At 66.8% G+C, this 17,132-nt stretch carries 15 protein-coding genes; all 15 read right to left on the reverse strand.

Features of this window, described 5'->3' with window-relative positions; genetic code table 11:
• Positions 1–119 precede the first annotated feature (119 nt).
• The 15 genes from H3H37_RS22070 to rfbF all read right to left on the reverse strand — a co-directional run bounded on the left by H3H37_RS22070 (position 120) and on the right by rfbF (position 17,020).
• Complete coding sequence (locus H3H37_RS22070) at positions 120–1,034, reverse strand: NAD-dependent epimerase/dehydratase family protein (protein ID WP_220456531.1); 915 nt, start codon at positions 1,032–1,034, stop codon at positions 120–122.
• The gene (gene rfbC, locus H3H37_RS22075; protein WP_182166583.1) at positions 1,031–1,585 is read right to left on the reverse strand and encodes a dTDP-4-dehydrorhamnose 3,5-epimerase; all 555 of its coding nucleotides are present in this window, start codon (positions 1,583–1,585) and stop codon (positions 1,031–1,033) included. Before rfbC ends, H3H37_RS22070 begins: the two co-directional genes overlap by 4 nt.
• A gap of 28 nt (positions 1,586–1,613) precedes the next feature.
• A complete protein-coding gene (locus H3H37_RS22080) occupies positions 1,614–2,357 on the reverse strand; it encodes a hypothetical protein (protein WP_182166585.1) in 744 nt (247 codons plus the stop codon).
• A gap of 106 nt (positions 2,358–2,463) precedes the next feature.
• Positions 2,464–2,991 (reverse strand): hypothetical protein, encoded by a 528-nt coding sequence (locus H3H37_RS22085; RefSeq protein ID WP_182166587.1) that lies wholly within the window; start codon positions 2,989–2,991, stop codon positions 2,464–2,466.
• Positions 2,985–4,310, reverse strand: a complete 1,326-nt coding sequence (locus H3H37_RS22090) for a glycosyltransferase (RefSeq protein ID WP_182166589.1) — start codon at positions 4,308–4,310, stop codon at positions 2,985–2,987. The genes H3H37_RS22085 and H3H37_RS22090 overlap by 7 nt, the downstream gene beginning before the upstream one ends.
• A 58-nt stretch (positions 4,311–4,368) precedes the next feature.
• Complete coding sequence (locus tag H3H37_RS22095) at positions 4,369–5,079, reverse strand: class I SAM-dependent methyltransferase (RefSeq protein ID WP_182166590.1); 711 nt, start codon at positions 5,077–5,079, stop codon at positions 4,369–4,371.
• A 71-nt stretch (positions 5,080–5,150) separates the two neighbouring features.
• The gene (locus tag H3H37_RS22100; protein ID WP_182166592.1) at positions 5,151–7,979 is read right to left on the reverse strand and encodes an O-linked N-acetylglucosamine transferase family protein; all 2,829 of its coding nucleotides are present in this window, start codon (positions 7,977–7,979) and stop codon (positions 5,151–5,153) included.
• A gap of 26 nt (positions 7,980–8,005) precedes the next feature.
• On the reverse strand, positions 8,006–9,064 hold the full coding sequence (locus H3H37_RS22105) for an NAD-dependent epimerase/dehydratase family protein (RefSeq protein WP_182166594.1): 1,059 nt from the start codon (positions 9,062–9,064) through the stop codon (positions 8,006–8,008).
• Between the two features lie 2 nt (positions 9,065–9,066).
• Complete coding sequence (dmpG, locus tag H3H37_RS22110; protein ID WP_182166596.1) at positions 9,067–10,089, reverse strand: 4-hydroxy-2-oxovalerate aldolase; 1,023 nt, start codon at positions 10,087–10,089, stop codon at positions 9,067–9,069.
• Positions 10,082–11,002, reverse strand: a complete 921-nt coding sequence (locus H3H37_RS22115; RefSeq protein WP_182166598.1) for an acetaldehyde dehydrogenase (acetylating) — start codon at positions 11,000–11,002, stop codon at positions 10,082–10,084. Before H3H37_RS22115 ends, dmpG begins: the two co-directional genes overlap by 8 nt.
• A 24-nt stretch (positions 11,003–11,026) precedes the next feature.
• Positions 11,027–11,989 carry an NAD-dependent epimerase/dehydratase family protein gene (locus H3H37_RS22120; RefSeq protein WP_182166600.1) on the reverse strand — a complete coding sequence of 321 codons (963 nt, stop codon included), beginning with the start codon at positions 11,987–11,989 and terminating at the stop codon, positions 11,027–11,029.
• A gap of 16 nt (positions 11,990–12,005) precedes the next feature.
• Positions 12,006–13,829 (reverse strand): thiamine pyrophosphate-binding protein, encoded by a 1,824-nt coding sequence (locus tag H3H37_RS22125; protein WP_182166602.1) that lies wholly within the window; start codon positions 13,827–13,829, stop codon positions 12,006–12,008.
• On the reverse strand, positions 13,829–15,154 hold the full coding sequence (rfbH, locus tag H3H37_RS22130; protein WP_182166604.1) for a lipopolysaccharide biosynthesis protein RfbH: 1,326 nt from the start codon (positions 15,152–15,154) through the stop codon (positions 13,829–13,831). The genes H3H37_RS22125 and rfbH overlap by 1 nt, the downstream gene beginning before the upstream one ends.
• A gap of 13 nt (positions 15,155–15,167) precedes the next feature.
• Positions 15,168–16,250 (reverse strand): CDP-glucose 4,6-dehydratase, encoded by a 1,083-nt coding sequence (gene rfbG, locus H3H37_RS22135; RefSeq protein ID WP_182166711.1) that lies wholly within the window; start codon positions 16,248–16,250, stop codon positions 15,168–15,170.
• Positions 16,247–17,020, reverse strand: coding sequence for a glucose-1-phosphate cytidylyltransferase (rfbF, locus tag H3H37_RS22140; RefSeq protein ID WP_182166606.1), 774 nt, complete (start codon positions 17,018–17,020; stop codon positions 16,247–16,249). Before rfbF ends, rfbG begins: the two co-directional genes overlap by 4 nt.
• Between the last annotated feature and the right edge of the window lie 112 nt (positions 17,021–17,132).

A 17,132-nucleotide genomic window follows, 5' to 3' on the forward strand; every position in this document is an offset into this window, starting at 1 on the left:
CAGGCGCGACTCTCATCGTGGCGCGGAGTACATCTCCAATTAGACGCCGGATAGATTTAAGCGAGCCTTCTTACAGCATACAAAAAATCAGCTTGCAAAAAAGAGGGTGACCATAGATTTTATTGCAGGCAATGGCGGATGCCGTCTTCCAGCGCCACCGTGGGCCGCCAGCCCGGCACGCTGTCGAACGCCGTCCACGGCACCATCACTTCGCGCGGCCGGTAAGGCCGGCCGCCCCATTCGATATTGAGCGCCCGCCCGCTGGCCTGGGCGTAGACGGCGGCGATCTGGCGCAGCGGCAGCGGCGCGCCCGACGAGACGCCGTAATCCTTCATGCTGCCGGCCGGCGCCGTGTCCAGCTGCGCCTGCGCCAGCAGGAAGGCGGCGATCACGTCGTCGATGTAGACCAGGTCGATCAATTGTTCGCCGGGCGACATGGCCAGCGGTTCGCCCGACAGCGCGTGCCGCTTGAGCAGGTGCAGCAGCTTGGGGCGCGGGTCGCCGGGGCCGTAGGTGTCGAACAGCTTGAGCGTGACCACGCGCAGGCCGGCCGTCTCCACGTAGTAGCGCAGCACGGCTTCGAACGCCTGTTTCAGGGCCGCGTACAGGCACACGGGGTTGTACTCCGCGTTCTCGTGGTGCTGCCATGAGGTGCCCGTGTTGACCAGGCGCGTGACGCCGTTGGCGGCCATGGCTTCGGCCAGCTGGGTCGAGAACAGGACGTTGGAGCGCACCAGCGGCTCCACCTGGTCGGCCGTGTGCTGGGCCAGGAACAGCGAGGCCAGGTGGAATACCACGTGCGGCGCGGCCGCCCCGACGATGGCGATCAGGTTGGCCGTGCCGCCGTCATGTTCGTGGATGACCAGCCGCGTGCGCTGTGCCGCATCCAGTCCTGCGAGCAGGGCGCGGTCGGAGGCGGGCCGCAGCACCACGTGCACCTGCCAGCCTTGCGCCAGCAGGCGCCGCACCAGGGCCGCGCCGATGAAGCCGCTGGCGCCCGTCACCAGCGCCGTGCGCACGGTCGGCGCGCTCATGGCTGCGCCTCGTAGGTGAACGGCGACTGGAACTCGGCCAGCGGCGCGAAGCCGCGGTCGCGCGCCGACAGGATGGGCTGCTGGTCGGGCCAGACGATGCCGGCCGAATTCCACAGGATGCCCGTGTCGTGCGCGGGGGCGTAGGTGGTGGTGACCTTGTACACCATCAGCGCCTGTTCGCTCAGCGTGTAGAAGCCGTGCGCCACGCCCGGCGCCAGGTACAGGGCCTGGCCATGCTCGGCATCGAGTTCGATCATGATGTGCTGGCCATAGGTGGGCGAACCGACGCGCAGGTCCACGGCCGCGTCGAGCACCTTGCCCTGCACGCAGTACAGCAGCTTGGCGTGTTCGTGCGGCGGGGTCTGGAAGTGCAGGCCGCGCAGCACGCCGCGGCGCGAGACGGAATAGTATTCTTCGGCGAAATCGGCCGCCAGGCCTTGTTCGCGGAAGGTCTGCTGGTGGAACACCTTGACGAAGCAACCGCGTTCATCGCGCAGGATGTTGGGTTGCAGCAGGAAGCAGCCGGGCAGGGCGGTAGGCAGGAATTTCATGGGAACGGTCCAGTCAGGACGCCATCGCTCAAGGCGACGCGGGCGGTGCGGACGGCGCGGTGGCCGCGGCGGCGGTGTCCAGTTTGAGGTGCGGCATCAGCACCGTCAAGCGTTGGAAGATGAGGTTTCCCCAGCCCCATTCGTTGGCCTTCTTGGCCAGCAGCAGCGCGTGCAGCCGTTCGCAGCTGAACGCCATTTCCCGCGAGTGGTAGCCGGGACGCTCGATGTAGTGGTTGCGGTAAAAGCGCGCCATCACTTTTTCCAGTGCTTCGACGATCTCGACGAACCACGGGATGGGGATGTAGGACACCGTGGGTGCCGTGATGAAGGTATTGCCGCTCAGGTAGTTGACGCATTCCTCGTCCGTGATGATGCCGAGGTCGATCGCATCGCCGAAGAACTTGAGCAGGTCGCGCACCTTGTTGTCGGCCCCGTACTGCTGGATCAGGTTGCCCTGGAAGCCCACCAGCATCGGAATAATGGGGGTCACGCCGTCATGGTAGAACAGTTCCGGCGGCACGTCGGCCAGCATGTCCGGATGGGCGTGGTAGTTGAAGTAGCATTGCTGCCCGATCGGCTTGGTCAGCGCGAAGCGGCGGTAGTGGCAGACGCCGACGAAACCCTGGGCGTTCGACTCGAGCAGCATCTCCCGGATCGCGAACAGCGCCACGTACTCGCCCAGGTAGGCATTGCGGTGGGCCAGGTGGGGGAAGCGGTCGGCCATGGCGATGCCGCCTTCGGGCCGGTAGTCGCCGGTGCCGATCACAGTCATGAACTTCGGCAGCGGCCAGGCGCACGGGGCATGGGAAATGCAATAGAAATGTTCGGGGGCGGGGGTCATGGCAGCAAGGGTGGTCGGTGGACGTGGGCGAGGCCGCTCAGCACGGCATGGACTTCAGCAGCAGCGGGCCGGCTTCGGCCGCGTTATCCGTCGGCAGCAACAGCGGGTGGCCGGCGCGGAATTTCGCCTGTTGCAACATGCTGCGCACCGCGTCCGGCCCGTGCTCGAGCGAGGCGCCCGAATGGGGCCAGACGGGCAGGTTGGGCAGCACGATGTAGAGCGAGGCATCGGCCTGGATCACCTGGCGGATGCGGCCCAGCAGCGCCACCGGGTTGGCGCTGTCGAACAGGGTCTGGTCGAAGATCCAGGCATCGGTCATGTCCAGGTGGGCGAAGAAGGCCGGGCCGGCCGTATCGGGATTGGCCTGGTGGACCAGGTCGCAATAGCGGCGCGCCTGCGCGGCCAGTTCGGCGTCGCGCACCACCACCTGCCACACGTTGGCCGGGTAGGTGTGCTTGTAGGCGGCGGCCAGCGTGGCGTCGTGCCAGCCCACCTGCACCAGGCGGCGCGCATTGGGCGGCAACTGCCCCTTGAGCGCGGCCGCGTAGCGGGCCGGGTTCAGCATGGCACCGCCTTGATCAGGTACAGGTCGGCCTGGGCGTCCTGGAACGCCAGTTCCGGATCGACCCCCATGCTGGCCGTCAGCTGGCGCAGCGCGGCCGCCACGCCCGGATGCTGCAGCGGCTGGCGTATCACGGGCGCGCCCTGGACGATGCGGAACCCGGCCTGGCGGAACAGTTCGAACATGGTGACGCGGCTGAACCAGCGGCGCTGGCCCGGGCTGAGCAGACCTTCGGCGCTGTAGGCCAGGTCGCCGATGGCCATGCGCAGCAGCATGCCCCAGTGCTGGGCGTTGGGGATCACGGCCACCACGCTGGCGTCGGGCCGGATGCACTTGCGGATGCGCGCCAGCAGCTGTTCGGGCGCGGCGCTGCGCTCCAGCGCCTGGTCCAGGATCCAGCAGTCGGTGGCGCCGTGGTCGCGGAAGAAGGCGTCGTCCAGCGTGTCCGGGTCGCACGGGTAGAGCGCGTCGCAGGCGTTCTGGGTCACGCTGGCCTTGTCCGGGTGGCTGCCGGCGGCCAGGTAGCGGGTGGCCGGGTCGGCCTCCTTGCAGGCGCGCGCCAGCAGGGCGTCGTTGGCGCCCAGTTCGAACAGCAGGCGCGGGCCCGGCGGCAGCATGGTCTGCACCATCAGCCGCAGTTCGGCGGCCTGGCGCGATTTCTGGTTCCACTCGTCCAGGCCGTAGCTGCCGCTGCGCTTGACGGTGCCTTGCCAGTCGTGGCGCAGGTAGTGGCGCTCGCCGGTGGTGGTGTTGAGGAAGTCTTCCTTGAGCCAGTCGATGCCCTGCACCAGCTGGCCCTGGCCGGCCCGGTGCAGGGCCAGCATCGGTTCCGTCATCGGTGCGCCGTGCTTGGTCGGCATGGGCCACTGGCGCAGCACCTCGATGTTGACCAGCATGCAGGCCGGGTGCAGGTAGCGCACCGCGCCTTGCTCGTAGTCGACGTCGTAGCCGCCCTCGTTGACGTGGTTCACATAGCCGACGCCGTACATGCCCGGCTGCAGCCGCTGCGCCATGTCCTCCAGGAAGCCGCGCTTGAGGATGAACACGTCCGAATCGAGCACCAGCACCGGGCCTTGCAGTTCCAGGTTCTGGAACGCCCACGCCATGCCGGGGCCGTGGTGGATGTTGTAGTCGAAGTGGATGAAGCGCACGTCGTCATAGCGCGCGCACACGGCCTCGATGGCGCGGTAGTGCTGCTCGCCCGAGCCGTCGATGATGGTGACGGGGTTGCGGTAGTGGGCCCGGAATGAACTGAGCAGGTCTTCGATCAATTCGGCCGAATTGTAGGAGACGGAGATGACGGGAATGGTATCGATGTGCATGGCGGGCGGCATGGTTCAGGGAGTGGTCCGGCGCCCGCGGGCGCCGGAACGGGCGGCATCAGCCGCGGTCGTACACGGCCTGTTCGGCCGGCTCCAGCGGGAACGATGGCGTGCCCTTCATGCGCGCGTATGGCTTGCTGATGGCGCGCTTCTCGATCACCACGATGCTGTCGTAGTAGTGCACGGCGAAGGTGGTGCGGGTGTGCTCCTCGACGAAGTGGCGCGCGTCCTGCGAGTACCAGGCATGCAGCTGGTCGATCAGCTGCTTGGTGTACTCGATGAAGGTGTGCGGCTGGCGGAAACCGCCGCCGAAGCCGGGCCAGTAGTTGGTGTGCAGGTCTTCGCACAGGTAGATGCCGCCTTCCTTCAGGTGCTTCCAGGTTTCCTCGAACGTGATCACCTGCTGCGACATGGTGTGGCCGCCATCGTCGAGGATGATGTCGAGCGGCGGCAGCTTGGCGCAGATGTCGCGCAGCGACTGGCGGTTGTCCTGGTCGCCCAGCAGGATTTCGATCTGGTCCTCGGCCAGCTCGGCGCAGCGCGGGTTGATGTCCACGCCGTAGATTTTGGCCTGCTTGCCGAAGTAATACTTCCACATCTGCAGCGAGCCGCCGTGCAGCACGCCGAATTCGAGCATGTTGATGGGCTTGTTGCGGAACTGGGCGAAGTGGCGCTCGTAAATCTCGAAGTAATGCATCCACTTGTGGATCATGCGGTGCGGGTGGTTCTCGAAGAAGTCCAGCAGTACGCTGCCGTTGTTCAGTTCCATGGTGTCTCCTCGTGTGGCGATCGTTGATTGGATGGGGCGGGACGCGCCGGCGGCCGGCGCGCCCGCCGCGGTCAGGTTCCCAGCAGGATGGTGGTCGCCTGCTGGATGACGGCCTGGATTTTTTCCAGCGGATAGGCGCCGGCCTTGATTTGCTCGTGCTGGGACGACAGGTACCAGATGCAGGTCACCAGCTTGTTGGTGAGCATCTCGCGCAAGTCGGCCCGGTTGCGCAGGAAGTGCTGGTGCTGGTGGGCGTCGCACAGCAGCTGCAGCCATTCCACGTTGGCCTGGATCTTGATGCGGCTGCCGCTGGCCTGGTCCTGGCCGCCGTGGATGCGGAAGTAGCTGAGCGGCTCGGTCATGTAGACGCAATCCTGGGTGGTCAGGATGGACAGCCAGGTGGCCACGTCCGACAGCGTCACGTACTGCTTGCCCTGGAACTTGCCGAAACCGTCGGGCAGGGCGCGCTTGCGGAACAGGGCCGTGGTGGGCTCGCCGATCATGTTCTGGCCGTTGGTGAGGATCAGGTCGCCCAGCGAGGCGCCGCCCACGGCCGTGTCCACGTTGAACAGGCGCTCGGTGCCGCTGATCGGCGCCATGTAGCGGCCCTCGGCGTCGATCAGCTGGCGGAACGAGGTGACCAGGCCGATGTCGGGACGCGACAGCATGCAGCCCATCATGCGCTCGATCTTGTTCGGATGGAACAGGTCGTCATCCATCAGGAAGTTGATGAATTCGCCGCTGGCGTTGTCGTAGCAGTTCAGGAAGTTGCCCAGCGCGTTCAGGCCCGGCGCGCGCAGGTAGCGCAGCCGCGGGTCGCGCTTGGCGTAGGGCGCGAAGCGCTCGCGCGTGAGCTCGTCGTCGCTGTTGTCGCTGACGATGATTTCCAGGTTGGGCCAGTTCTGCGCCAGCGCGCTTTGCAGCGCCAGTTCCGCGTAGTCGGGCCGGTTGTGGGTGGGGATCAGGATGCTCACCAGCGGCAGGCCGCTGCTGCGGGCCGGGCGCAGCGCGTCCGTGGTGCGGGTCGGCGGCGCCGCCTTGGCGCCGGCGTTGCCTTTCAGTGCCACGGCCGCGTAGCGCTCCTCCAGGTCGCGCACGAACTGCGGGCTGTCGAACAGCGCGCAATCGAGGCGGTGGTCATGCAGCTGCTGCTTCATCGCTGCCACCCGGGCCCGGTCCTGGGCCAGCGCCACGGCCTTGTCCTCGTAGTCCTGCAGGTTGTACGTGATCAGCTCCGGCAGGTCGACCGCCTGCAGCAGGCTGCCGGCCATGCGCGACGAGAAGGTGCGGCCGGCGCAGGTGAGCACGGGCAGGCCGGCCCACAGCGCGTCGCTGGCCGTGGTACCGCCGTTGAACGGGGCCGTGTCCAGGAACAGGTCGGCCACCTGGTAGCGGGCCAGGTACTCGGCCGGCACCACGCGCCCGGCGAACACCAGGCGCTCCTGGTCGACGCCGGCCAGTTCGGCCTGGCGCCGCAGGTTGGTGCGCACCTGTTCATTATCGGCCACCATCCACAGCAGGCTGCCCGGCACGCGCGCCAGGATGCGCATCCAGGCGCCGAACACTTCCGGGTTGAACTTGAAGTTGTTGTTGAAGGCGCAGAACACGAAGGCGTCTTCCGGCAGCGCGCAGGCGGCGCGCGTGGGGCGCGGGCCGATGATGCGCTGGCGGTCGTTGATCTGGAAGGTGCGCGGCATGTGCAGCGGCTTCTCGGTGAAGAACGGCTCCAGTTCGGGCGGCAGCACGAACGGGTCGGCGATCACGTAGTCGATGGCGGGCATGCCGGTCGGGCCGGGCAGGCCCAGCCAGGTGATCTGCACCGGGGCCGGGCGGTAGGCCAGGATGTTGGGGCGCGCGCCCAGCGTGAGGCCGTGCAGGTCGACCAGGATGTCGATCTCGTGCGAGCGGATCAGGCGCGCCGCCTCCTCGTCGGTCAGGGTGCCGATGCGGATGTGCTGGTCCATGCCGGCGATCACGCGCGCGCGCAGCGGCGAACCATCCTCCTGGCTCCAGCAGAAGCCGTACACTTCCACCTTGCTGCGGTCATGCAGGCCGTACAGCTCGGCCGTGAGGATGGACACGGCGTGCGAGCAGAAGTCCGACGACAGGTAGCCGATGCGCAGCCGCTCGTGGCCATAGCCTTCCGGGCCGGACAGGCGCGGCACGTCCTGGATCACCTTCTCTTCCACGAAGCGGCGCGAGGCGGCCAGCTGCTGGGCCGGGTCGCCCGAGGCCGACAGCATGGCCAGCGCCGAGGTGGCGTCCATCAGCTTTTCTTCGGCGATGCCGCAGGCGCTGCTGTTGTAGACGGGCCATTTGCACTGCTTCTGGCGCAGATGGACCCAGTGCGTGATGACGTTCTTCTGTTCCGGCTCGATCTCCAGGCTGCGCGTGAGCATGTCCTCGGCGGCCGGGTAATCCTTGCGGATCTCCAGCAGCCGGCCCAGGTTGTTGAGCGCCTGCAGGCAGTGCGGCTTCTCGGCCGCCAGCTGCGGGTTGGCGTAATCGAGCACGGTGCGCCAGCTGGCCAGCGCCTCCTCCGGGCGCTGCAGCCGTTCCAGCAGCGTGCCCAGGTTCAGGTGGGCTTCGGAAAAGCGCGGGTTGACGGCCAGCGCCGTGCGGTAGGCCGCTTCGGCGCCGGCCGTGTCGCCCTGGTCGCTCAGCAGCACGGCCAGGTTGAACTGGGCCGCGTAGGCCAGCGGTGACGCCGTCTTGCTCAGCCACAGGCGGTACAGCTGGATGGCCGTGTCGCGCTGGCGCGCTTCCGTCAGGGCGGCGGCGGCGCCAAACAGCTCGATGATCTGCAGCGAGCCGTCGGCCGCCTGGGCGAAGGCGGCGGCGGTGGCCTGCGCCAGCGGCGCGGCCATGGTGGGCGGGGCGATAAACGTCGGTGTCGTCATGTAAAGCTTTCAGGCGCGGGCCGCGCTCACGCGCGCGGCGCGGCGAACCAGCGGTAAGTCTTGTCGATGGCCTGCTGCAGCGAACAGGTCTGGCGCACGCCCAGCCGGCGCACGGTGGCCGTCACGTCCGGGTACAGGTCGTCCTGCTGGCGCTGCTGGCGGGCCGGCGCCGTGTTGAGCACCACGCGCGGGCGCGGCGAGACGCGCTCGCCGATCAGCTGCACCAGTTCCAGGTGGGTCACCGGCTCGGCGCTGCCCAGGTTGTACACCTCGCCGTCCACGCCCTTGACCAGCGCGGCCAGCGTCCACCAGGCCGCGTCGCTGCCGTACAGGTAGCTGCGGCGCGCGCTGCCGTCGCCGTGGATGCGGATCTCGCCGCCGGTCAGCACGTCGCGCAGGAAGTTGTTGATGGCCCACGGCCGGTCCAGCTGCTGGTAGGCGCCCGTCAGCGTGAATGGCCGCACGGTGGATATGGGCAGCCGGTACTGGCTGCGGTAGATCGAAGCCAGCATCTCGGCCGAGCGCTTGGCGTCGATGTAGACCGTGTGCAGCTGGCCCGAGGGGATGGGGAAGTAATCGGTCTCCGTCAGCGCGCCCAGGCGGTCGGGGGCGCCGGCCACCAGGCAGGAGCTGACGTTGATGAAGCGGCGCAGGCCGTCGAGCTGGGAGGCCGCTTCCAGCGCGTTGGTGATGCCGGCCACCGTGGTCTGGTGCACGCGCAGCGGGTCGGAGGCGTGCACCCGGTTGTTGGGGATGCCGGCCGCATGCACGATGTAGCTGGTGTTCTTGGCGAATTCGAACGGCGAGCGCACGTCCTGCGAGCGCAGGCGGATGTCGAGCCGGCCCGCCAGGTGCGGGTACTGCTGCGGCCATTCCGTGACGTTGCGCGCGTACAGGTCGAGCGTGATGCCGAGCTGGTACTGGTCGTTCAGGGCGGCCACCATTTCGGCGATCCAGGTGCCCAAAAAGCCCGTGCCGCCGGTGACGGCCAGGTGCTGGCGCGCCAGGGCGGCCCGCACGTCGGGCTGGTCGGCGCAGGCGGCCAGGCAATCCTGGCGCATGTCGGCAAAGCGTTGGTTGGCCATGATTACCCTTTCACTGCGCTGCGGTTGGCGGCCAGGTCGCGCGCCACTTCGATGATCAGGCTTTCCTGCCCGGCCACCGCGTTGCGCTTGCCCAGTCCGAAGAAGATGTCGCGCGGGTCCACGTTGTAGTCCTGCGCGGCGCGCGCCACCGGCTTGGCGAAGCCGGAGAACACGCCGGCCAGGCCGGAGACGATGGACAGCGGCGAGATCGACGGCGCCACCGGATTGAATTCCTTCTCGGCGATGTCGGCCGCGTCGAGAATCTTGTACAGGTCGATGCCGGTGCTGTAGCCGAGGCGCTCGAACACGGCCACCAGCACTTCGAGCTGGGTGTTGCCGGCGCCGGCGCCGAAGCCGCGGATGGTGCCGTCGATGATGCTGGCGCCCTCCTGCACGGCGGTGACGGAATTGATGACGGCCATGCCCAGGTTGTTATGGCCGTGGAAGCCGACCGGAATCGACAGGCCGTTGACCAGGGTGGCGATGCGTTCCTTCACGTCTTCCGGGAAGTAGGCGCCGGCCGAGTCCATGATGACGATCGCTTCGGCGCCGTACGATTCCATCTTCTTGGCTTCCTCCAGCAGCACCGCGGCGCTGGCCATGTGGCTCATCATCAAGACGCCCCACGCTTCCTTGCCGGCCTTGCGCACGTAGCCGATGTGGCGGTCGGTGATGTCGGCCTCGGTGCAGTGGGCGGCGATGCGGAACACGTCGACGCCGAGGTCGATGGCCTTCACCAGGTCCTTCTTGATGGTGCAGAAGCCGGGGATCACGTGGATGCCGAGGCGGGAGTTGTGCAGGTGCTGGCGCGAGACGGTGAGGATGTCCTCGTCCGTCAGCCGGCATTCGCCGACCAGCATGGACGAGGCGCCCAGGCCGTTGCCGTGGCCCACTTCGACGATGGGCACGCCGGCCGCCTCGGCGGCCTGGCAGTAGGCGATGAAGCTTTCGCGGCTCAGCTGGTGGCGCACGGCGTGGTTGCCGTCGCGCAGGGTGGGATCGCTGATCAGGATGTTCTTAGCCATGCTTGCGCTCCTTGGTGTGCTTGGCGTGGCCGCCGTGGCGGGCCTCGGCGATCATTTCCGCCATCGCGATGGCGGCGCAGTTGATGATGTCCAGGTTGCCCGCGTACTGCGGCAGGTAGTCGCCGGCGCCCATCACCTTGATGGTGGTGACCACCTTGCCGCCCTCGATGGTGGGCGGCACGATCAGCTGGTAGCCCGGCACATAGGTCTTGAGCTTGGCCACCATGGCGTCCACCGACGCCTGGATGGCCGGCAAATCGGGGTTGGCGATCTTGGCGTAGATGGTGGTCTGCATGTCGATCGGCGGGTTGGCCGGGTTCAGGATCAGGATGGCCTTGGCCCGCTTGGCGCCCGAGAAGCGCTGCAGCGCGTCTTCCGTGGTTTCGATGTATTCGTCCAGGTTGGCGCGCGTGGCGGGGCCGGCGCTGCGCGAGGCGATGCTGGAGGCCACTTCCACGTATTCGATATCCGCATGGACCTGGCCGATCGCATTCGCAATCGGAATGGACGACTGGCCGCCGCAGGTGATCATGTTGATATTGCGGGTGCCCGTGTCCAGGCAGGCCTGGGCGTTGATGGCGGGGATGCAGAACTCGCCCAGCTTGGCCGGCGTCATGTCGATCACGGTCTTGCCCAGCTTCTCGAGCGCGGCCCAGTGGCCGATGTGGGCCTGGGCCGACGTGGCGTCGAACACCACGTCGCAGATCGACGGATCGGCGATGATGGCCTCGATCCCGCGGTCGGAGATGGGCACGCCCAGCTGGCTGGCCCGCTTCATGCCGGCCGAGTTGAAATTGCGGCCCGCGAACAGCGTGCACACCAGGTGCCTGGAGCGCATCACCTTGATCATCAGATCGGTGCCGATGTTGCCGGAGCCGATGATGGCTATCTTCAGTTTGTCGGAGCTAGTCATGGTTCACCCATAGTCTCTTTATCGTTATGTCGCCGTGCCTGACACGATTATCGCCGATTCGGCCAGGATGCCATCGAGCGAAGTATAGGCCGGTTGGTAGCCCAATTCGGCCGCTTGCCGGTTGAGCGAATAGTAGTGGGGCTTGGCCCCGGTGGCGTTGACGATGGCTGCGCCATTGGCCGCACCTGCACCAGCACCAGCACCCGCGCCGGCCACTTCGTAGCGCAGGCCGTGGTGCCGCTCCATGGCCGCCAGCAGCGCCAGCTTGTCGATCGGCGCGGCGCTGTAGCAATCGATGGCGTGGTTGGCCGGCGGCGCGCGCAGCACGCATTCGACCAGCTGGTGGAAGTCTTCCGGGTGCAGGTAGTCGCGCACCATGGTGCCGGGCGAGGTTTGCAGCACGGTGCCGTCGCGCACGGCGCGCAGCACGTCGGTGATGAAAAAGCGCGCGTCCAGGTTCTGGGTGTGGCTGAAGTAGTTGAACACGCGCAGGTCGGTGATGGCCAGTTCGGGGTGGGCGCGGTGCTTGCACTCGGCGTGCAGCTTGGCCACGCTGTAGTACTCCTGCGGCGTGAGCGCGTTGATGGTGATGTCGGCGTGCGTGTCCGGGCCGGCCGGCTGCAAAAACGTGCTGCCGTAGGCGGCGCCGCTGGACAGGAAAATGTAGCGCCGCTCGGGGTGGCGCCGCAACTGCTCCAGCGCCAGGTCGTCGAACTGCTGGGTGACGCCGAAGATGGCACCACCCATTTGCGCGGCCCGCTGCGGGTCGCCCACGCCGACGAAGTTGAGCACCGCCTCGTGCGGTTCGCGGCCATATTCCTCGTACGGCGCCACCGGGTAGTGGATGAAGTGATCGGCCAGCCAGCGCCGGGTGGCCGCCACGTCGCGCACGTACAGCAAGGCGTGCGTGCGGCCCTGGCGCGCGAAGGAGCGGATCAAATCCCGGGCGATCTGGCTGCTGGCACCGAGGATGGCGACGCGCTTCATCGTAGGCCGCACCGTGCTACAGCGATTTCGACTTCTCGTGCATGCCGCCCAACATGGCCTGGTCCAGCACCTCGCGCGGCAGCAGCGGCGACAGGTCTTCCAGCGGCGGCGACACCAGCGTGCCGTCGGCCCGCGCCACCACGCCCAGCTTGGGCGAGAACAGCTGCTGCGGGTGCATGAACACTTCGCAGATCACGGGGCCGGTGGCCGCCTGCACGGCCGCCAGCGTGGCGTCGCACTCGTCCCAGCCGTGGATCTGGTAGGCCGGGATGTCGAACGCTGCCGCCACCTTCGAGAAGTCGGGGCAGGACACGCCGGACGCGCGGTCCGTGCCCACGTAGTCGGCCTTGAACAGCGACTTCTGGGTGTGCTTGATCATCAGGTAGCCGTCATTGTTGAAGATGAACAGCTTGACGGGCAGCTTGTGGTGGACGATGGTCTGCAGTTCCTGCAGATTCATCATCATGCCGCCGTCGCAGTTCAGGCACATCACTTCGCCGCGGTCGGTGGCGAACGACACGCCCAGCGCGGCCGGCAGGCCGTAGCCCATCTCACCGAGGCCGGTGGAGGTCATCAGACGCTGGCCATCCTTGATGCGCAGCGCCTGGTGGCCGCACAGCAGGGCCGTGCCCATGTCGGTGACGACGATCTGGTCGGGCTTGAAGAAGCCGTTCAGGCGCTCCATGAAGCGGTAGGAATTCATGTAGCCGCCCTGGTCGGCATGCTCCTCGCCTACCCACGGGAACTGGGCTTCGTAGGCGCGGCAGCGTTCCAGCCAAGCGTCGCGCTTGGGCTGGGCCGGGGCCTGGGCCGCCAGCGCGCGCAGGAAGTCGCCCGCGTCGCAGATGATGTTCTCGGTGGTGCGCACGGCGTGCTTGACGGCTTCGGTCGGGTCGATGTCGACCACGTCGATGCGGGCCAGGCGCGCCAGTTCGCTCAGGTCGTAGCCGATCTGCGGGATCGCCAGGCGGGTGCCGATGGCCAGCACGTAGTCGCTGTTTTGCAGGATGAAGTTGGCGGCGCGCTGGCCGTACACGCCGGCGCGGCCGAACACCAGCGGATGCGAGGAGTCGATCATGTCGATACCGGCCCACGACACCAGGGCCGGCACGCCCAGCTGCTCCAGCAGCGGCGCGATCAGTTTTTCGGCGCCGGCCAGGCGGATGCCGTTGCCCAGCCACAGCAGCGGACGTTCGGCCTTGGTCAGCGCTTCCAGGGCGCTGGCCAGCTGGCGCTGGACGTCCGGTGTCACATACTCGGGCGCGGCCGGGACTTCATAATGTTCGAGCGCGGCCGGCGCGATGCGGCTGGACTGGATGTCCATCGGGATCTCGACCCAGGTCGGGCCGGGGCGGCCGGCCAGCGCGATGTGGGCGGCCTTTTCCAGTTCGTAGACGGCGTATTCGGGCCGCATCACGCGCTCGGCGTACTTGGTCACGTCGCGCACCATCTGGCACGAGTCGTAGCCCTGCACGCCCCACATGCGCAGCGGATTGTCGGCGCGGGTGAAGCGGGAGTTCTCGTTACCGGCGATCAGCAGGCAGGGGATGGAGTCGGCCCAGGCCGACACCACGCCCGTCACGCCGTTGGTGGAGCCGGCGCCCGTGGTCAGCAGCGCGGCGGCCAGCTTGCCGCAGGTGCGGTAGTAGGTCTGCACGGCCATGGCGGCCGCCTGCTCGTGGTGCACGCAGACGATTTCCGTGAAGCCGCGGCGGGTGATGGCCTCGAACAGGTGCACGTTGCCGGCGCCGATGATGCCGAAGGCGTGGCGGATATCCAGTTGTTCGAGGGCTTCGGCCACCAGTTCGGCGACCTTGATGGTCAGTTCAGGCGCTTGCATCAGAAATTCACACCAAAGAAGGTTTCCAGTTTCTCGATGGTGAAGTCGAGCATCTCGCGCGTCAGGCCGGGGAAGACCCCGATCCAGAAGGTGTCGTTCATCACGCGGTCGGTGTTGGTCAGCTCACCGGAGACGCGGTAGTTGCGGCCCATCATGTAGGGCTGGCGCGTCAGGTTGCCGGCGAACAGCAGGCGGGTGCCGATCTTGTGCTGGTCCAGGTAGGTCAGCAGGTCCACGCGCGACACGTTCGCTTCCGGCTTCAGGGTCATGGGGAAGCCGAACCACGATGGGTCGCTGTGTTCAGTCGCTTCCGGCAGGATCAGGAATTCGGCGCACGACTGCAGCTTTTCCTTCAGGTAGGCGAAGTTGTCCTTGCGGGCCTGGATGAAGCCGGGCGCGCGGTCGATCTGGGCCAGGCCGCAGGCCGCCTGCATGTCGGTGATCTTGAGGTTGTAGCCCAGGTGGCTGTAGGTATACTTGTGGTCGTAGCCTTCCGGCAGCGTGCCCAGTTTCCAGCCGAAGCGCTTGCCGCAGGTGTTGTCCTTGCCCGGCGCGCAGTAGCAGTCGCGGCCCCAGTCGCGGAACGATTCGGCGATCATCTTCAGTTCCGGGTTGTTGGTGAACACGGCGCCGCCCTCGCCCATGGTGATATGGTGGGCCGGGTAGAACGACATGGTGCCGATGTCGCCGAAGGTGCCCACCATCTTGCCGTGGTAGGTCGAGCCGAGCGCGTCGCAGCAATCCTCGATCAGCCACAGATTGTGCTTCTTGCACAGCGCGACGATGACGTCCAGGTTGTACGGGTTGCCCAGCGTGTGGGCCAGCATGATGGCCTTGGTTTTGGGCGAGATGGCCGCCTCGATCTTGGACGCGTCGATGTTGTAGGTGCCCAGCTCCACGTCCACGAACACGGGCACGGCGCCAAATTGCAGGATGGGGTTGACGGTGGTGGGGAAGCCGGCCGCCACGCCAATCACTTCATCGCCGGGCAAGATGGCGCGCGCGCCCAGCTTGGGCGAGGTCAGCGTGTTGAACGCCACCAGGTTGGCCGAGGAGCCGGAATTGACGGTGATCAGGAAGTCGACGCCGATGAACTTGGCCAGCTTGGCTTCGAACTGTTCGTTGAAGCGGCCCGTGGTCAGCCACGCGTCCAGCGAGGCCTCGACCATCAGTTCCATCTCGGGCGCGCCGACCACCTTGCCGGCCGGCGGCACCACCGTCACGCCTGGTTCGAACGGGCGCGGGGCGCTGGCCAGCGCGCCGTATTCGGCCACCAGCTTGATGATCTGCTCGCGCAGTTGTTCCTTGCTTTGCTGTTCACTCATGATGATTGCGACCTTACTTGATGTCGGTGTGTTGGTATTGCTCGATCTGGGCCAGCGTCAGGGCGCGCATGGCGGCGCCGTCCGGGTTGGCGGCGTAAGCCTGGTGCCATTCCACGATCTTGTCGATGGTGTGGCCCAGGTTCCAGCGTGGCTGCCAGTGCAGCCGGCTGCGCGCCTTGGAGCAGTCGAGCTTGAGGTAAGTGGCTTCGTGCGGTTGCGGCGCGCCGTCCAGTTCCCAGCTGGCGCCGGCGCCCCAGCTCTGGCACAGCCGCTCGATGATCCATTCGACCGGGCGGGCGTCGGTGTCGTGCGGGCCGAAGTTGTAGCCTTCGGCGTAGGCCGGGCCGTCCAGGTAGAGCCGTTCGGCCAGCGTCAGGTAGCCCGACAGCGGTTCCAGCACGTGCTGCCACGGGCGGATCGCGTGCGGGCTGCGGATCAGCACCGGCTGGCGGCGCGCGATGGCGCGCACCATGTCGGGGATCAGCCGGTCCTCGGCCCAGTCGCCGCCGCCGATCACGTTGCCGGCGCGGCCCGAGCCGAGCGCCACGCCATGTTCGGCGTAGCGTTCGGCGTTGAAATAGGAATTGCGGTAGGCCGACGTGATCAGTTCGGCGCAGCCCTTGCTGTTGCTGTAGGGGTCGTAGCCGCCCATGGCTTCGTTCTCGCGGTAGCCCCACGGCCATTCGCGGTTCTCGTAGCACTTGTCGCTGGTGACGTTGACGACCGCCTTCACGCCCGGCGTGGCGCGCACGGCCTCGAACAGGTTGACCAGGCCCATCACGTTGGTGCTGTAGGTTTCCACCGGGTGCGCATACGAATAGCGCACCAGGGCCTGGGCCGCCATGTGGATCACGATGTCGGGCCGGGCCTGCTGCACGGCGCGGGTGAGGGTGGCGCCGTCGCGGATGTCGCCGATCTGCGAGTGCATGCCGGTGGCCACGTCGGCCACCGTGAACAGCGACGGTGTGCCGGGCGCCAGCGCGAAGCCGCTCACATGCGCGCCCAGTTGTTGCAGCCACAGGCTCAGCCAGCTACCCTTGAAACCGGTGTGCCCCGTCAGGAACACACGCTTGCCTTGCCAGAAGCCTGGCGTCATGGCCAGCGCTTCCACGGCGCTTTGCCGTTCTGCCACAGGTCTTCCAGCAGCACCTTGTCGCGCAGCGTGTCCATGGGCTGCCAGAAACCGTGGTGGAAGAAGGCGTCCATCTGGTTGTCGCGCGCCAGGTGTTCCATCGGTTCTTTTTCCCACGTGGTGCTGTCGTCGGCGATGTAGTCGAGCACCTTGGGCGAGAGGATGAAGTAGCCGCCGTTGACCCAGTTGCCGTCGCCTTGCGGTTTTTCCTTGAAGCTCAGGATGCGGTTGCCATCGAGGTCGATGGCGCCGAAGCGGCCCGGCGGCTGCACGGCCGTCATCGTGCCCAGTTTGCCGTGGGCCTGGTGGAATTGCACGGCGGCCGTGATGTCGACGTCGGCCACGCCGTCGCCGTAGGTGAAACAGAATGCTTCGTCCGGGTCCAGGTATTTCTTCACGCGCTTGAGGCGGCCGCCCGTCAGGGTGTTTTCGCCCGTGTCCACCAGCGTCACCTTCCACGGTTCGGCGTGGCGCGAGTGCACTTCCATTGTGTTGTACTGCATGTCGAAGGTGACGTCGGACGTGTGCAGGAAGTAGTTGGCGAAGAATTCCTTGATGATGTAACCCTTGTAGCCGCAGCAGATGACGAAGTCATTGATGCCGTGCGACGAATAGGTCTTCATGATGTGCCACAGGATGGGCTTGCCGCCGATCTCCACCATGGGTTTTGGACGAACGGAGGTTTCCTCACTGAGCCGCGTCCCCAGGCCGCCGGCGAGTATGACTGCTTTCATGCTGCTCCCTCGATGATTGGTCTTTGTCGTTATGGCAGCGGTACGCGCGTGCGGCGGCGATCCATCTGACGGCCCTATTGTGGGCCCAAGCGAGGCTATTCTAAACCAGAAG

This window comes from Rugamonas brunnea (assembly GCF_014042345.1).
In the GTDB taxonomy this organism is placed as follows: domain Bacteria; phylum Pseudomonadota; class Gammaproteobacteria; order Burkholderiales; family Burkholderiaceae_D; genus Rugamonas; species Rugamonas brunnea.

Excerpts from the sequence above, each read along its gene's own strand:
- H3H37_RS22085 (WP_182166587.1), bottom strand. The coding sequence starts at position 2,991 with ATGCTGAACCCGGCCCGCTACGCGGCCGCGCTCAAGGGGCAGTTGCCG.
- rfbF (WP_182166606.1), bottom strand. The coding sequence starts at position 17,020 with ATGAAAGCAGTCATACTCGCCGGCGGCCTGGGGACGCGGCTCAGTGAG.
- rfbH (WP_182166604.1), bottom strand. The coding sequence starts at position 15,154 with ATGAGTGAACAGCAAAGCAAGGAACAACTGCGCGAGCAGATCATCAAG.
- dmpG (WP_182166596.1), bottom strand. The coding sequence starts at position 10,089 with ATGGCTAAGAACATCCTGATCAGCGATCCCACCCTGCGCGACGGCAAC.
- H3H37_RS22100 (WP_182166592.1), bottom strand. The coding sequence starts at position 7,979 with ATGACGACACCGACGTTTATCGCCCCGCCCACCATGGCCGCGCCGCTG.
- H3H37_RS22090 (WP_182166589.1), bottom strand. The coding sequence starts at position 4,310 with ATGCACATCGATACCATTCCCGTCATCTCCGTCTCCTACAATTCGGCC.
- H3H37_RS22125 (WP_182166602.1), bottom strand. The coding sequence starts at position 13,829 with ATGCAAGCGCCTGAACTGACCATCAAGGTCGCCGAACTGGTGGCCGAA.
- H3H37_RS22105 (WP_182166594.1), bottom strand. The coding sequence starts at position 9,064 with ATGGCCAACCAACGCTTTGCCGACATGCGCCAGGATTGCCTGGCCGCC.
- rfbG (WP_182166711.1), bottom strand. The coding sequence starts at position 16,250 with ATGACGCCAGGCTTCTGGCAAGGCAAGCGTGTGTTCCTGACGGGGCAC.
- H3H37_RS22120 (WP_182166600.1), bottom strand. The coding sequence starts at position 11,989 with ATGAAGCGCGTCGCCATCCTCGGTGCCAGCAGCCAGATCGCCCGGGAT.
- H3H37_RS22095 (WP_182166590.1), bottom strand. The coding sequence starts at position 5,079 with ATGGAACTGAACAACGGCAGCGTACTGCTGGACTTCTTCGAGAACCAC.
- rfbC (WP_182166583.1), bottom strand. The coding sequence starts at position 1,585 with ATGAAATTCCTGCCTACCGCCCTGCCCGGCTGCTTCCTGCTGCAACCC.
- H3H37_RS22070 (WP_220456531.1), bottom strand. The coding sequence starts at position 1,034 with ATGAGCGCGCCGACCGTGCGCACGGCGCTGGTGACGGGCGCCAGCGGC.
- H3H37_RS22115 (WP_182166598.1), bottom strand. The coding sequence starts at position 11,002 with ATGACTAGCTCCGACAAACTGAAGATAGCCATCATCGGCTCCGGCAAC.
- H3H37_RS22080 (WP_182166585.1), bottom strand. The coding sequence starts at position 2,357 with ATGACTGTGATCGGCACCGGCGACTACCGGCCCGAAGGCGGCATCGCC.